Here is a 14,762-nt window from a genome sequence, read left to right as displayed (position 1 = left end):
AGTGTTCTGCGCGAAAAAAAGGGGCGCCATTTTGGCGCCCCTTGTTTATTTTACATGTGACGGAAGGTGGAATTACTTTCTGGTTTCCGAACTCTTGTCGCGAATTGCCCGAAACTCATTGCCTTCATACCAGTTCGGCCAGTCGCGACTATTGGCCAGCGCGAGGCCGATATCGAGGCCAAGTGCCAAGTCCAATGCCGCGCCTTCCAGGTTCCACTCGGGATCGTACTCGTCACCTGGCTTGTGGTAGTGCTCTGCGGTGTATTCCTCACCTTTCTTCTGCGCCCACTCACGGCCGTGCTCAAAACTGTCGGTACCGGAATCAAAGTAGAGCATCGGCACGCCTTTTTTCGCCAGGCTGAAATGGTCTGAGCGGTAGAAATAGCCGCGCTCCGGGTGATCTTCCGGCGCCAGGTAGCGGCCCTGAGTGCCGGCTACCTTCTCCAGTATTTTTTCCAGCTCACTATTGCCGTATCCCATCACGATCACATCGCGCATGGGGCCGAGCACGCCCATGGCGTCAAAGTTAATACCGGCGACGGTCTTTTCCAGTGGGACTACCGGGTTGGCCGCATAATATTTTGAACCCAGCAGGCCGGATTCTTCAGCGGTAACCGCTACGAACAGAAGTGAGCGCTCTGGTGGCTGTTCCATTTTGGAAATCTGATGGGCCATCGCCAGCAGGCCGGCGGTGCCGGTGGCATTATCGACCGCACCATTGAAAACATGGTCGCCACCCTCTGCATGATCATTTACGCCGAGGTGATCCCAGTGCGCGGTGTATATGACAGCTTCATCCGGATATTTGCTGCCTTCGACTTTTGCTACCACATTGCGGGAGTTGGACGTGCGCACTTCACTTTTGAGGTCCACCGAGGCGGTGAGGTTCAGTGGCTTGGGTTTGAAGCCCTGTTGCTTGGCGGCTTCCATCTCCTGTGTCAGGTCCAGGCCCGCGGCGCTGAACAGCGATTTTGCCGCGTCGCTGGTAATCCAGGACTCGACCGCAACCCGGTCGGCGTTTTTGTCTTCGGCTTCGAGGCTGATCTGAGCGCCGGACCAGCTGCCGCTCACCACTTCCCACGGGTAGCCGGCGGCACCGGTCTCGTGGATGATGATGGCGCCGTCAGCGCCCTGGCGTGCGGCTTCTTCGAACTTGTAGCTCCAGCGGCCGTAGTAGGTCATTGCGTTGCCGTTAAACAGGTTTTTGTCCTGTGTGGCATAGCCCGGATCATTCACCAGAATAACCGCTGTTTTACCTTGCATATCCAGGCCGGCGTAATCGTTCCAGTCGTTTTCCGGTGCAACAATACCGTAGCCCACGAATACCAGCGGACTGTCTTTCAACTGGCTTTCTGGTGTCTGGCGCTGGGTGAAGGCCACCATGTCGCTGCGTGGCTGCAGGGATTCTGAGAAGTCTTTGCCCTTGATTTCCAGCGGGGTGCTTTCAATCTGCATCTCCACCACTGGAACCTCCTGGAACCAGCTGGGATTGCCGTCCGCATCGGTGGCGCCGGGCTTCAGGCCCAGCTTCTTGAATTCATCAGCCAGGTAATTGACGGTCAGCTCTTCACCTTTGGTTGCCGGGGCGCGACCTTCAAATTTGTCGGATGCCAGCACGGCAATGTGCTTGTGCAGATCCTTGGCGATTTCGGCAACTTCGGCTTTTTCTGCATCGCTGAGCGGCGGTTCGCTGATCACATCGACGGTAGGCATTTCCTTGGGCTGCGGTATTTCCCGCTCGCCGGCCTGTGCCGTTGGCGCTTGCTCTGCGGCCGGTGACCCTTCGGTTGTTGGCGACTGGGGCGCGTCGGTGCTTTTGCCGCAGCCACCAGCGATGGCTGCTGCCAGGGCCAGCGGCAGGGCCAGCCGTTGCCAGTAGGTGTTTTTCTGCATCTGAGTTCCTCGATGGTTCGTTATGTTTTTTGGTTTCCAGTGTTGGATGCGATTTTTTCTGGTGTGAAAGTGTCTGTTTAACGAGGCCCGTTATTTTTCTGCCTCATCCATATAGGCGAGGGTTTCCCGGATCGGAAAAAGCATATCGCGCGCGAGGCTGCGGCACCGGGCTGGAGACCAGCCTTCGATCGGGTCCGGTAGCGTATCGTTGTCTTTAAAGGGCATCTCGAGGGTCAGCGCCAGGGTGCGGAACTGGTGGCCGCACCAGTTGGTGCCTACCGTCATGTTTGCCTCGCCGGGTTTGTCCAGCGGGTATCCCTGCTCGGTCTGGAAATCCGGGCTGGCCTTTTCAAAGGCGTCTTTGAAGATGTTTTCCAGTGTTGCGTGTTTTTCATCGTACCCCGGAACACCTTCACAGGCCGCGACAAAGTTGTATGGCAAGGCTTCGTCCCCGTGTATATCCAGGAACATATCGCCGCCGGTGGCCAGCATGCGTTCGCGCACGAGGTAGACTTCCGGACTGCGTTCCATGCTCGGCGATTGCCACTCGCGGTTCAGGTTGGCGCCGGCGGCATTGGTGCGCAGGTGGCCGCGCACACTGCCGTCGGGGTTCATATTGGGCACCACGTAAAACACTGTATCTTGCAGGATGCGCATGGCGGCAGAGTTGGATTCATCCAGCAGAGTTTCCAGGAAGCCTTCCACAAACCACTCGGCCATGGTTTCGCCGGGATGTTGGCGGGCAATCATCCAAACTTTGCGCTTTGCGGTGTCCGGGTTGCCGATGGTGAGCAGCGTCATGTCCCGGCCATCCAGGGTCAGGCCCAGAGTTTCCGCCTGTACGCGGTCGTCGGACTGTGCCCAGGCAATCAGGTCCAGGTGCCGTTCCCAGGAGAAGGGGGCGAAGTAGGCCAGGTAGATACTGGGCTGTTCCAGGTCGACGGTGAAATCCAGTGCTTTACCGTCGTATTCTGCGTCGATACGGAACCAGTTGTGGCGATCGTAGGAGGCGCAGACCCGGTAGTTCTCCCAGCCTTCCGGGTAGGCGGCTTTGCCCGCATTGGATATGCGCAGTGGGTATTCGTTACCGACCTCACCTTCGAGGCGGAAATGAAACCACTGGTAGAAGTCCGACTGGTTGTCGATACGGATCGCGAGCTCGACAGGGGTGCTCTTTTTGTCGATGACCTTGATATTACCGCTGTCAAAAGCGCTGCTGATATGCATGCGTAGGCTCCGCATTAATCGTTGTCGAAAAGGGTTGGTGCAGGATACTTTTGGCGCACCCGGCATTTTTATACGCTGGTCGCTGCAGGATACAGATTCGAATTAAAAATTCAGGATAGCCTAAGGCAGCTTGAAGGAAATATCTGCCGGGCAATTGATTTTGAGAATAAAATACTGGGAGCGGGGGGCGCTGAGGGATTTTCGGTGATCGAGCCGGCAGCGCTGGCGCGCGTGCGATGAAAATAAAGAGATACTCTAAATAAGCTGCAAATAAAAAGGCGCGGTGCCCTTATGAACACCGCGCCCCTGCCAATCCATGGCGGCACCTGCTGAGACTACTGCTCCCTGAAATTTCTGGCGTCAGACCTATGACGACTTCTCACTGCCCGGTCAATGCGCGGTGCGAACCACAACCGCACCATCAGAAACGTTGTACTGCTCCCTGACATTCCTCAGCAGGTGCTGTTTAAAGTTTAGGCAGGCTATTTCCGAGCCGCCGCGGCAGATCGAAAAGTTGGCGCACGATTGGGCAACTTTTGTACAGTTGCGTCGTGTGTTTCTGCCAGGCGCCGGCGGTGCTGTCTCTCACTCAAAATTCAGATCGCGATCCTTCCAGTATTTCGTTCCTTTTAAGGTCGCCTGCAGCGCGATCCCGCTTTCCGTAAGCTGGTAAACCCGCATGCCATCCGCCACAACTTCGCCGCCAACGGCTGCGCCTTTATCCTGAGCTTTGGCTGCCGCGTCTGCATGTCCCCCAAATGACCAGCCGTGCTCTACAAAGCGGTTCATTACTTCTGGTGAATCAAAAACGAACAGGGCGCGAAAGTCTTTGACTCCAAACCCGAGACCGACGCCAACTTCCCCCATTTTCATATAGGTGCGCTCGCCGGACTTGCTGACTGCCACACCGTAGCCCGTTGATGCGCTGGCCAGGAGCAGGTTGACATTGACGTTACTGAATACGGCATAGCCTGGCGCGCGGGCCACATCTGTGCGCAAATCGGGTTTCAGCTGATACAGGGCGTCCAGAACTTCGCGCTCGGTTTGCTGAATATGCTGGCGCTGATCATCTCGGGTCTGTCCCGGCGCGGCACAGGCGCTGATTAGTAGTGCTTGTGCGAGTAGGATCAGGAGGCCGCAATATCGAAAATAGGTCGGCATGGTGATGTCTCCATTGCGGCCACAGAGGCCTGCGCATTTGAATGTTAGGGGGCAGGTGCTTCGGTTACCTTACAAACACCGCTGGGGTTTGCCACCAGCTGTGCCCAGAATACCGACGAAGTATTGGTGTGCCTGAGACCTGGTCCACAAAGATATAATTGGCGCCACTTTCGGCGCAGCCGGCAAATAGGTATTCTTCGGCCCTGTATTATTGCCGAACTGTTCCAACAAGGAATCAATCCAATGAACAAATCCATCAAGCGCGGCGTGGCCGCAACCTGTCTGTTGACCCTAATGCTTAACCTGACGGCTTGCGGGTACTTTCTGTATCCCGAGCGCAAAGGGCAGACCGGGGGGCGGGTTGATCCGGTGGTGGTTATCCTGAATGGGGCGGGCCTGCTGTTTGGTATCCTGCCGGGCGTAGTGGCGTTTGCTGTGGACTTTACCAATGGCACCATCTATCTGCCGTCCGGTGGCTCTTCCGCAATCGATCGCCATATCAGCGCGGCGGATCAGGCTGAGTCGGACGACAAGCTGGCTAGTTTGCTGAAAAGTGGAAAGCCGGTAATCGATCAGAATGGCCAGGCCTGGGTTGAGCTGCCGTTGGAAGCGCTGAGTGGCGCTGACAACTCCGGCAGCGTCACTGTGGATCAGGTGCGTATGGCGCTCGGCGAATACACCGGCCAGCAAGTTGCGACGACCGATATTGTGTGGCTGCAAGATCTGGCAGCGCTGACCCAGGCGCGCGCGGCGCAGCAGGCAACAGCGGCGCGCTAACGCGCGAAGGGTGCTTGATGGTTGTCATGGCACCAGTTGACGTCGCGGCGCGGATTTTGCCGGTGCTGCGGCGTTATTCTTTACTCTCGGCTTTAAACGCTTTCGGGGAGAGGCCGGTCCAGCGCCTGAATGCCTTACCGAAGGCGCTCTCATCGCAGTAGCCCAGTGCTGCGGCAATATCTACATTGGTTTTTTCGCCTTCCCGCAGCCACTGACACGCATAGTGGCTGCGCACCTCATCCTGAATGGCACGAAAACTCGCTTCCTCTTCCAACAGTTTGCGCCCCAGGTGCCGTGGGCTGATACACAGCCGTGCGGCCACCTGTTCGCGGCTGAGCTGCGGTTCCTGTTGCAGTAGGTGGGCAACGCGGAGTTGCAGGCTCTTGCTGGTGAGGGCCTTGAGGAGCGCGTCTGCTTCCGGTTTCAGGCGTGCCATGACCTGGCGGTCGGCGGCCACCAGTGGAATCTCGAGATCCTGCGGTCGCAGCCGGATACCGGAAGATTCCGCATTGAATTGCACGGGCGCTTGCAGCAACTGCTGGTACTGTTGTTGCACGGCCAGTGACGGTGTGGGGTAGGCGAACTGCACGCTCTGGGGCTGGAACTCGCGCCCGGTCATGGCGCGGGCCTGCGCCAGGCAGATGGACAGTACGGTTTCCACCCGCAGGCGCGCGCAGCGCAGATAATTCGGGCGGTAGCAGAAGTCCACGTAAAAGCTGCCGCGACGCATTTCAAACTGGCCACCTTCTCCCAGCAGCGGGTGATAGATCAGCAGCTGGTCGAGCGCCGCGCCCAGATTCTTCTGGGTCATCAGCAGGTAGCCCACTAGCCCCATCTGGCTGCCCTGCATCGCCTGGCCGAGGCGAATACCCAGCAGCGGGTCCGGGTGAGCCGCTTCCACGGCCAGCCAGATCTCCTCCTGGACCTGCATCGGGACTCGCTCTTCCTCGTCAATGGCGGTCAGGAGAGCCTGAGCTTCAGCGGGGAGCTTCAGCTGCAGCCTGTCCAGAGCGCTTATAACTGCGCGTGTGTAGCTTAAAGTTACGCTTCTGCTATCTGTTGTATTCAAAACGCCTGTCCGAAATTAACCAGAGACTGCCCGATTATGACGACGGCACCTCCTGATGTCACGTTATATTGATTGGCAACGGAATTTGGCAGCTTGCCAGCCACCTGATTAGAAAAATGTCGCGTGAACGGTCGTGTCAACGGGACAAGACCCGGGAGAAGAATAATGAAGCCTTTCGCAGTCATCGGCGCCGGTCCCATGGGACTGTGCAGTGTACGCAACCTGGCCAAGCACAATATTCCCTGTGTGGGCTTTGAGATTCACAGCGATGTGGGCGGCCTGTGGGATATCGACAGCAGCACCAGTACCATGTACGAGTCTGCGCACCTGATCTCGTCGAAAAAGATGACCGAGTTCGCCGAGTTTCCCATGGGTGACGATGTAGCACTCTTTCCGCATCATAGCGAGTTGCGCGATTATTTTCGTGCCTATGCCAAAGAATTCGACCTTTATCGTCACTACGAGTTTGAGACCGAAGTGGTCAGCTGCGAGCGGGTAGGGGACGACTGGCGGATTACCACCCGCCAAAACGGCGAAGAGCAGACCCGTGTATTCGGTGGGCTGTTGATTGCCAACGGAACACTGCATCATCCGAATATGCCTTCTCTGCCTGGAGACTTTGCCGGCGAGTTGCTGCACTCCTCCGAATACAGGGACCCGGCCACCTTCGAAGGCAAGCGCGTGCTATTGGTCGGTTGTGGCAACAGTGGGGCGGATATTGCGGTGGACGCGGCACACCGCGCAAAAAGCGTGGATATCAGCCTGCGCCGGGGCTACTACTTCCTGCCCAAATTTATCGGTGGCAAGGCCACGGATGCCGTTGGTGGGCGGGTCAAGCTGCCGCGGTTTATCCAGCAGCGAATCAGTGCGGCGCTGTCGAAATTTATGTTGGGCACACCGGAGCAGTACGGCCTGCCCAAGCCGGACTACAAGATGTTCGAATCTCATCCGGTGATCAATTCCCTGATCCTCCATCATATCGGTCACGGGGATATCAAGGCGCGCAAGGATATTGCCGAAGTGAGCGGGCACAAGGTGACCTTCACTGACGGTTCCTGCGGCGAGTACGACATGATCCTGATGGCCACTGGCTACAAGTTGCACTACCCGTTTATCGAACGCGAACACCTGAACTGGGAAGAATTTGCGCCTCGGTTGTACCTGAATGTGTTTCATCCCGAGTACGACAATTTGTTCCTGATGGGGATGGTGGAAGCGGCCGGCCTGGGTTGGGAGGGGCGCAACAAACAGGCGGAGATGGTGGCGCTATACATCAGGCAGCTGGCTGCTGGAGCCGAATCTGCGCGCAAACTGAAAAAGACCAAGCTGGCTGAAGCCGGCAACCGCGCCGATGGTGGAATGAACTACCTGAAGCTTGAGCGCATGGCGTACTACGTGCACAAGGATACCTACCTGAAGGCACTGGCTGGTCACACCAAACACTTGCTCAAAGACCTCCCGGTTGCGGATACTGGACACTTTTCAGCCAATCCGGCCGCGGCGACCCGCTGAGGTCGCCAGGTCATGAGTCAATTGAACCCTGTAGTCACTGCGTCTATCGACACCTTCCAGATGTCGCCCGTAGCGTTGGTCGCCCTGAACGCGGTGCTGGCGTTTATGATGTTTGGTGTGTCCCTGGGCCTGCGCACCGCGGACTTCCGCCGCGTTCTCAGTCGTCCTGTTGCACCGGCCACCGGCCTGGTGGCGCAGTTCCTGCTTCTCCCGGCGATCACCTGCTTTGGCACCTGGGCGCTGGATATCAGCCCGGGTCTGGCGCTGGGCATGATTCTGGTGTCCTGCTGTCCTGGCGGTACCTTCTCTAACGTGATGACCTGGATCGGGCGTGCCAATGTGGCCACCTCGGTCAGTATGACTGCCGTGTCGAGTCTCGCGGCGGTGGTCATGACACCATTCAATTTCGCTCTCTACGGTAGCCTCAACCCCAATACCCGTGAAGCCCTGCAGGCGATTGCCTTGCCGGCGGAAAACATGGTGATGATGGTGGTGCTGGTACTGGCCGTGCCGATGGTGCTGGGGATGATTGTCGGTGCGCATTTCCCGCGTTTCGCCGAGCGCAGTGAGCGCTATTTCCGTACCGCATCGCTGCTGGTGTTCCTGCTGTTTGTGGTCATCTCGTTCAGCAAGCACTGGCAGACTGCGTTGCAAGTTGCAGGGTCGGTCATGGTGCTGGTGGTTGCACACAATGCGCTTGCATTTCTGATTGGTGACCTGTCGAGCCGTGCGGCGCGCTTGCCCCGGGGAGACCGGCGTGCGGTCACCATGGAGGTGGGTATACAGAACTCGGGACTGGCTCTCGCCATCCTGTTCACCTTCTACCCTCAGGCGGGGGAAATGCTGGTGATCGCCGGCTTCTGGGGTGTCTGGCATCTTGTTTCCGGGCTGAGCCTGGCGGGGTACTGGAACTTTGCGCAGCGCCGGTCGGGGCGGGCGGCGCATGGGGATGCTGTCGATTGTGCGAACTAGCGCAATTCGAACGCTGTAAAAAACAATAAGACGTAGAACAATAAGAGTTGTACCGAAATGAGTGAACGAAGGGTCTTGATTACCGGCGCGGCCGGCTATGTGGGCGGCCAGCTTGGCACATTGCTGAGCAAAGAGATGTCGGTTGTGGGGGTAGACATCCAGCACCGGGAGACCCCCTTTCCCCTGTTTGTCATGGACATCTGTGACGGTGCGCTCCCTGAACTGATGCGCGCTGAGAGGATCACCCATGTGGTGCATCTGGCATCGGTGGTGTCCCCCGGGCGCGATCGCGAGCGGGAATACCGGATCGATGTGGAAGGCACGCGCAATGTCCTGGATGCTTGTATAACCGCCGGTGTGGAGCACCTGACTCTGACCAGCAGCGGCGCTGCGTATGGTTACCACGCCGATAATCCGGCCTGGCTGCAGGAAAGCGATCCTCTGCGCGGCAATCCGGAGTTTGCCTATTCCGATCACAAGCGTCTGGTAGAAGAAATGCTGGCGGACTATCGCCAGAAGCACCCGCAACTCAAACAACTGATATTTCGCCCCTGTTCCATTGTGGGCGCCACCACCAACAGCAAAATCAGCGACCTGTTCGCCGGCGGTAGCATTCTCGATCCGGGCGGGCACAACTCGCCGTTTGTGTTTATCTGGGATGAAGATGTCATCGGTGCGATCGAGTACGGCGTCAGCCGCAGCGCCAGCGGTGTTTACAACCTGGCCGGCGACGGCGCGCTCACGCCGGAAGAAATCGCGCGACTGCTGGGCAAGCCGCTACGGCGCCCGCCGGTGTGGTTGTTGAAAGCCATATTGGGAGTCCTTTTTCACTTGCGGCTGGGCAAGGTGCAGCCGGCTCAGGTGATGTTTCTGCAGTACCGTCCGGTATTGTTGAATACCCGCCTGAAAAACGCATTGGGCTACCGGCCCAGAAAAACCTCCGCCGAGGCCTTTGCTTATTTCGCTAGCGAAGCGCTGGGCGTTCCGGTCAGTGCCGACGCCGCGCGGGTGCATTTTTCCGATACCGCTACAGAAGCCGCGGAAGGGCAGCCGGTATGACCGTGTTAGCAGATCAACAGCGTGTAAAAAATTTCGTGGTGACCGGTGCCGCTGGTGGCCTGGGTTGGGCGCTGGTACAGGCGCTTGTGAAGGCACATGCACATGGGGGGCCGGTGCGATTTGCACTGGTGGATGTCAACGAGGGCGCCCTGGCTGCGAAATGCCGAGAATTGGAGGCGCAGGACATCGATGCGGACATGTTTGCGGCGGACCTGTCTTGTGAGCGCTCGGTCGAGGAGTTGTGCACACGCGTGCGTGCACAGTATCCGGCCATTGATTTGCTGGTTAACAATGCGGGCATTACCCATCGCAGCCTGGCATGCCAGACGTCCAATACCGTTATCCGTCGAGTGATGGCGGTCGACTATCACGCACCGGTAGAGCTTGCACAGGGCTTGTTGGCACCGTTGCGTTCAGCGGGCGGATGCGTGATTAATATCAGCTCCATGGCTGGCTGGATGCCGGTGCTGGGACGTGCTGGTTACTGTGCCGCGAAAAGCGCGCTGCATCAGTATTTCGAGACGTTTCGTGAAGAGGTGCGCGAAGAGGGTGTCCGCGTGCTGATGGTATACCCCAGTTTTGTCGCTACCAACATCGATGCCAATGCGCTGTCTGGTGACGGCGGACGCGCGCAGCACGCACAGAGCACTATCGGGCCGATACGCAGTGCAGACTGGATGGCAGAAAAAATTGTGGCGGCGGAAGCGGCGGGCAAGGAGCGCCTGTTCCCGCGGGATAAATCATTGCTGGGGGCCTATCTGTACAAACTGGCTCCGCGCCTGTTCCTGCGGCAGATGGTGAAAAACTTCCAGGTGGAACTGGAGGCAGGGCGAAAGCTTGCACAGGAAGGTAACCACTAGGTACCTCTGAATATCAGTTCACATTGAGGCTCTTCACTAAGGCTTGTCAGCGCAACCCGCGGTGGGGAGCCGCTTATCAGAGCTCGCTGCCGCGCTTGTCTTTTCCTCGCTCCTTTTCCCCTTCTGCTTTCCTCTCTTTCTCTCGTAGTCGAATTTGTACCGCGCAGACCCTACAATGCCACCGATACGCCTGTCCCGTGTTCTCGGGGCATTTTCTTTCGTACTGGTGAACCCGCCACACAGGTGATCGCGATGCCGCTGGTCGACAGCCACTGCCACTTCGACTTTGACGCGTTTGCACCGGACCGCGCTGACGTCTGGGCACGGAGTATTGCTGAGGGCGTTGAAGCGATGGTGATTCCCGGTGTGAGTATTCCTCAATGGCGTCACCTGTTTGCCCTGGTCAACAGTCAGCCCGGTTGGTATGGCGCCGTGGGTATCCACCCCTGGTGGGTCAAAGAGCTGGCGATTGCCCCGACTCAGGTCGCCCGTGCGGTAGTGGAGCGGGTTGAGCATGAGCGCAGGGAAAATGGTGGGCGCTGCGTGGCGGTGGGAGAGTGCGGCCTGGATGGGCAGATCGATACGTCGCTTGCGCAGCAGATACCGGTATTCGAGGCGCAGCTGGATGCGGCCAACCGGGTGTCGCTACCGGTGATTGTCCACGCTGTCCGTGCGCACAATGAGGTGATCCGCATACTGAAGAATACCCGCCCGCAGTGCGGCGGTGTGATTCATGCCTTCGCCGGCAGCCGGCAAATTGCCGAGACTTACATTGAACTGGGGTTTCGCCTGGGGGTGGGCGGCACCATTACGTACGAGCGCGCCGCGAAAACGCGCGATACCCTGGCGGCGGTTCCACTGGAGCATCTGCTGCTGGAATCTGATGCGCCGGATATGCCGCACGCCGGGCGCCAGGGTGAGCGCAATAGCCCGGAATATTTGCCAGCAGTGGCAAAAACCCTGGCGGAACTTAGAGGAGTTTCCATGGAAACTGTGATCACCCAAACCGAAAAAAATGCGCGGGCTCTGTTCACGATATGAGCTTTTCTGCCGAGCAATTCAAGCAGGATTTCCCGCTCTTCGCACAGCGCGAAAACCGCGACTTGGTGTACCTGGATAACGCGGCCACCACGCAAAAGCCCGCCTGTGTAATCGAGGCGATCACCGATTTTTACCTGCACGCCAATGCCAATACCCACCGCTCCAGTCATCGCCTGGCGCGGCGCGCGACGGAGATGATGGAGAAGGTGCGGCGGGATGCGGCTGGCTTTCTCGGTGCTGCGTCCCCCAGAGAAATCATTTTTACCCGCGGCGCGACGGAAGGGTTGAACCTGCTGGCGAACAGCCTGTGCAGTTGCCTGAGTGCCGGGGATGAAGTGGTGCTGTCCACCGCCGAGCACCATGCGAATCTGGTGCCCTGGCAGATGATGGCGGACAGTCGCGGTGTGCAACTGCGTTTCGTGCCCGATGTCGGCGGTATTCCACAGTTTGAGCGCATTGGTGAAGTGCTTTCGGAGCGCACCAGGATTGTTTCCGTTACTGCTGGCTCCAATGCCCTGGGGTTTCGCACCGATCTGAAGGCATTGCGGCAGGCGCTGTCGGGGCGGGATCTATGGTGGGTGCTGGACGGTGCGCAACTCGCCGCGCACGATCTGTTGGATATACAGGATATCGGCTGCGATTTTTTTGTATGTTCCGCGCACAAGTTTTATGGGCCCACCGGCATTGGTCTGGTTTACGGGCGCGAAGAATTACTGGGGGAAATGCCACCCTGGCAGGGAGGTGGCGAGATGATCGCCAGTGTCGACCTGCTGGCTAGCGAATTCGCCGCGCTCCCACACCGATTTGAGGCGGGCACATCGTCACTGGCGGCTATTGCGGGCCTGGGTGCCTGTATCGAATTTCTCGGTCGGCAGGATCGATTGGCTATGGCCCGGCACGAGCAGTCACTACTGCAGGCGCTGCATCATCGGCTTGAGCAGATTCCGGAGCTTCGTCTGCTGAGTGCTGGCAACAACAACCTTGGAATTGCCACTTTCGTCCATCCCCGATGCGCGGCCATTGACCTTGCACAGTGGCTGGATGGGAAGGACATTGCAGTGCGTGTGGGGCACCATTGTGCCCAGCCACTGCTGCGGGCCGCCGGGCATGTTGCCACCTTGCGCGCCTCTGTGGCGGCCTACAATACGACGGAGGATGTGGAGCGCTTTGTTGTTGAGGTGGAAAAGTTTGTTGCGCAACTGAATGCAGAAAATGCATGCAGCGCGCCCGCGCCTTCTGAAGTTTCTTCAGAAAATGACACGGTGAGGAAAGACTGGGTAGCGGATGATCTCTCGGCGCTGGATCTCGAAACCCTGCGCAATACCCAAACTTGGCAGGACCGCTACCGAATCCTGATGGGGTGGGCAAAAGTTATTTCCCGTAAAGAGGGTGTCCGCACTCCCGGGAACCTGGTGCGGGGCTGTGAGTCCAGTGCCTGGCTGGTGCACCGGAGAGAGCAGGGTGTGCACCGGTTTGCCATCGACAGCGATAGCCGGATTGTAAAAGGGCTGGGGGCACTACTGCTTACCATGCTGGACGGAAAGCCGGACACGGGTGTATCAAAGCAGCAAGTAGAGGAGACTTTTGATGCGCTTGGGTTGGCACAGCAATTGAGCGAGTCCCGCAGTAACGGTTTTCGCGCGCTACTGGAGCGGGCCTTTGAGCTGATGAATACCTGATCAGTTGGCCTTGTCTGCGTGTCTCAGAATGCGCTCGATGGCTTTTGCCGCGGCCACCAGGCCAAAGGTGCCGGTGACCATGGTGGCGGCACCGAAGCCACCACTGCAATCCAGCTTTACCCCATCCCGCATGCCACTTTTTTGTTGGCACACCTCGCCATCCGGCTGCGGATACACCATCGGTTCGCTGGAATAGATCGCGTCTATGCCGAACTGACGCTTGCTGGATTTCTGGAAATTGTGAAAGCGATACAGGTGCTGGCGCACCTTGGCCAACATCGGGTCGCTGATGGTGCGACCGAGATCGGCAGAGGTGATTTTTGTGGGGTCTTTCTTGCCACCGGCAGACCCTACTGTCACGAGCCGAATCTTGCGCGCCTTGCAGTAGGCGATCAGCGCCGCTTTGACCCGAGCATTGTCGAAGGCATCCACCACAATATCGATCGTGTCTTTCTCCGGATTGAGCAGCTCGCCAAAGTTATCACTGGCAATAAAGTCTTCGTGGGTGTGGACGGTAATTTCCGGGTTGATTGCACGCAATCGCTCCGCCATCACTGAGACTTTGATGTCGCCCACCGTGTCCGTGAGGGCATGAATCTGGCGATTGGTGTTGGTGATGCAGATATCGTCCAGGTCGATCAGGGTGATCTTGCCGATACCACTGCGCGCCAGCGCCTCGGCCGTCCAGCTACCCACACCGCCAATACCGATTACGACAGTATGTGCGTTGTGCAATACCGTCAGTGCCGATTCACCGTAAAGCCGGGCGATGCCGCCGAATCGCTGCAGGTAAGATTCACTGAGGGACATGTGAGGTTCCGAAACACCTTCGCAGGGAAGTTCAGTATCAATATAAGGTGGGGTTCGAGGGAGAGAGCAGGGCCGGGGAGGCCCTGCGCAAATCGATCAATCAGTGCACGTGGCCGTGATCGACTTCTTCCGGAGTGGCTTCACGTACGGCGACGACTTCGATTTCGAAGTGCAGCTCAACGCCTGCCAGCGGGTGGTTGCCATTGATGGTGACCTGGTCACCGTCAATGTCGATGACTTCCACTTCGATCGGCTGGCCTTCGGTGCTCTGGGCGCGGAACGCCATACCCACTTCCAGTTTTTCCACACCGCCAAAGGCGCTGCTGGGCAGGGTCTGAATCAGTTCCGGGTTTTGCGGGCCGTAGCCTTCTTCCGGCGGAATGACGACAGTGAACTTGTCACCGGCGCTCTTGTCGAGCATTTCCTTTTCCAGACCGGGGATGATGTTGCCTACACCCTGCAGGTATTTCAGCGGCTGGCCACCTTCGGAGGAGTCGATCACGGTACCTTCGGCATCTTTCAGGGTGTAGTTGATCTCCACCACACTGTGGTTAGCAATTTTCATTGGCAATCTCTTGTATCTTGAGAGTGGGTTGTAGCGCTTACCGCTTACGGAAGGAAAGCAAACGGGGGATAAAGGCTGTGTGAGGGCGCATTGTATGGGGCGGCCCCGGCCGTCGCAACCGAGGGGCTTTGGTCGCC

At 58.1% G+C, this 14,762-nt stretch carries 13 protein-coding genes; 7 read left to right on the top strand and 6 right to left on the bottom strand.

The window, feature by feature from the left end; all coding sequences use genetic code 11:
* Nucleotides 1-72: 72 nt before the first annotated feature.
* From Q1A74_RS05955 to Q1A74_RS05945, 3 genes are all read right to left on the bottom strand, one after another.
* Nucleotides 73-1,893 carry a M28 family metallopeptidase gene (locus Q1A74_RS05955; RefSeq protein ID WP_299593465.1) on the bottom strand — a complete coding sequence of 607 codons (1,821 nt, stop codon included), beginning with the start codon at nt 1,891-1,893 and terminating at the stop codon, nt 73-75.
* Nucleotides 1,894-1,983: 90 nt separating this feature from the next.
* Entirely contained in the window at nt 1,984-3,120 is a 1,137-nt protein-coding gene (locus Q1A74_RS05950; RefSeq protein ID WP_299593462.1) for a M14-type cytosolic carboxypeptidase, read from the bottom strand.
* Between the two features lie 585 nt (nt 3,121-3,705).
* Entirely contained in the window at nt 3,706-4,281 is a 576-nt protein-coding gene (locus Q1A74_RS05945; RefSeq protein ID WP_299593459.1) for a YSC84-related protein, read from the bottom strand.
* Between the two features lie 243 nt (nt 4,282-4,524).
* On the opposite strand from Q1A74_RS05945, the gene Q1A74_RS05940 reads away from it, so the two are divergent.
* Nucleotides 4,525-5,058, top strand: coding sequence for a hypothetical protein (locus Q1A74_RS05940; protein ID WP_299593456.1), 534 nt, complete (start codon nt 4,525-4,527; stop codon nt 5,056-5,058).
* A 73-nt stretch (nt 5,059-5,131) separates the two neighbouring features.
* Here Q1A74_RS05940 and Q1A74_RS05935 read toward each other — a convergent pair whose 3' ends face one another.
* Nucleotides 5,132-6,127: an AraC family transcriptional regulator gene (locus Q1A74_RS05935; RefSeq protein ID WP_299593451.1), complete on the bottom strand. Its 996-nt coding sequence runs from the start codon at nt 6,125-6,127 to the stop codon at nt 5,132-5,134.
* Nucleotides 6,128-6,292: 165 nt separating this feature from the next.
* Here Q1A74_RS05935 and Q1A74_RS05930 point away from each other — a divergent pair, with 165 nt between their 5' ends.
* The 6 genes from Q1A74_RS05930 (at nt 6,293) to Q1A74_RS05905 (ending at nt 13,250) form a co-directional block, all read left to right on the top strand.
* Nucleotides 6,293-7,639: an NAD(P)-binding domain-containing protein gene (locus Q1A74_RS05930; RefSeq protein ID WP_299593448.1), complete on the top strand. Its 1,347-nt coding sequence runs from the start codon at nt 6,293-6,295 to the stop codon at nt 7,637-7,639.
* Nucleotides 7,640-7,651: 12 nt separating this feature from the next.
* A complete protein-coding gene (locus Q1A74_RS05925; protein WP_299593445.1) occupies nt 7,652-8,611 on the top strand; it encodes a bile acid:sodium symporter family protein in 960 nt (319 codons plus the stop codon).
* Nucleotides 8,612-8,668: 57 nt separating this feature from the next.
* A complete protein-coding gene (locus tag Q1A74_RS05920) occupies nt 8,669-9,670 on the top strand; it encodes an SDR family oxidoreductase (protein WP_299593442.1) in 1,002 nt (333 codons plus the stop codon).
* Nucleotides 9,667-10,530: an SDR family oxidoreductase gene (locus Q1A74_RS05915; RefSeq protein WP_299593439.1), complete on the top strand. Its 864-nt coding sequence runs from the start codon at nt 9,667-9,669 to the stop codon at nt 10,528-10,530. Before Q1A74_RS05920 ends, Q1A74_RS05915 begins: the two co-directional genes overlap by 4 nt.
* Before the next feature lie 252 nt (nt 10,531-10,782).
* Entirely contained in the window at nt 10,783-11,571 is a 789-nt protein-coding gene (locus Q1A74_RS05910) for a TatD family hydrolase (RefSeq protein ID WP_299593436.1), read from the top strand.
* Nucleotides 11,568-13,250, top strand: coding sequence for an aminotransferase class V-fold PLP-dependent enzyme (locus Q1A74_RS05905; protein ID WP_299593433.1), 1,683 nt, complete (start codon nt 11,568-11,570; stop codon nt 13,248-13,250). The genes Q1A74_RS05910 and Q1A74_RS05905 overlap by 4 nt, the downstream gene beginning before the upstream one ends.
* On the opposite strand, the gene tcdA is transcribed toward Q1A74_RS05905, so the two are convergent.
* Together tcdA and Q1A74_RS05895 are read right to left on the bottom strand one after the other, a co-directional pair.
* The gene (gene tcdA / locus Q1A74_RS05900) at nt 13,251-14,060 is read right to left on the bottom strand and encodes a tRNA cyclic N6-threonylcarbamoyladenosine(37) synthase TcdA (protein ID WP_299593430.1); all 810 of its coding nucleotides are present in this window, start codon (nt 14,058-14,060) and stop codon (nt 13,251-13,253) included.
* A gap of 100 nt (nt 14,061-14,160) precedes the next feature.
* Entirely contained in the window at nt 14,161-14,625 is a 465-nt protein-coding gene (locus tag Q1A74_RS05895; RefSeq protein WP_299593427.1) for a peptidylprolyl isomerase, read from the bottom strand.
* Nucleotides 14,626-14,762 lie beyond the last annotated feature (137 nt).

The sequence above is a fragment of the uncultured Microbulbifer sp. genome (genome assembly GCF_947504145.1).
Taxonomy (GTDB): domain Bacteria; phylum Pseudomonadota; class Gammaproteobacteria; order Pseudomonadales; family Cellvibrionaceae; genus Microbulbifer.
The sequence above is the reverse complement of the archived record's forward strand: the minus strand, read 5'-3'. Positions and strand labels throughout refer to the sequence as shown.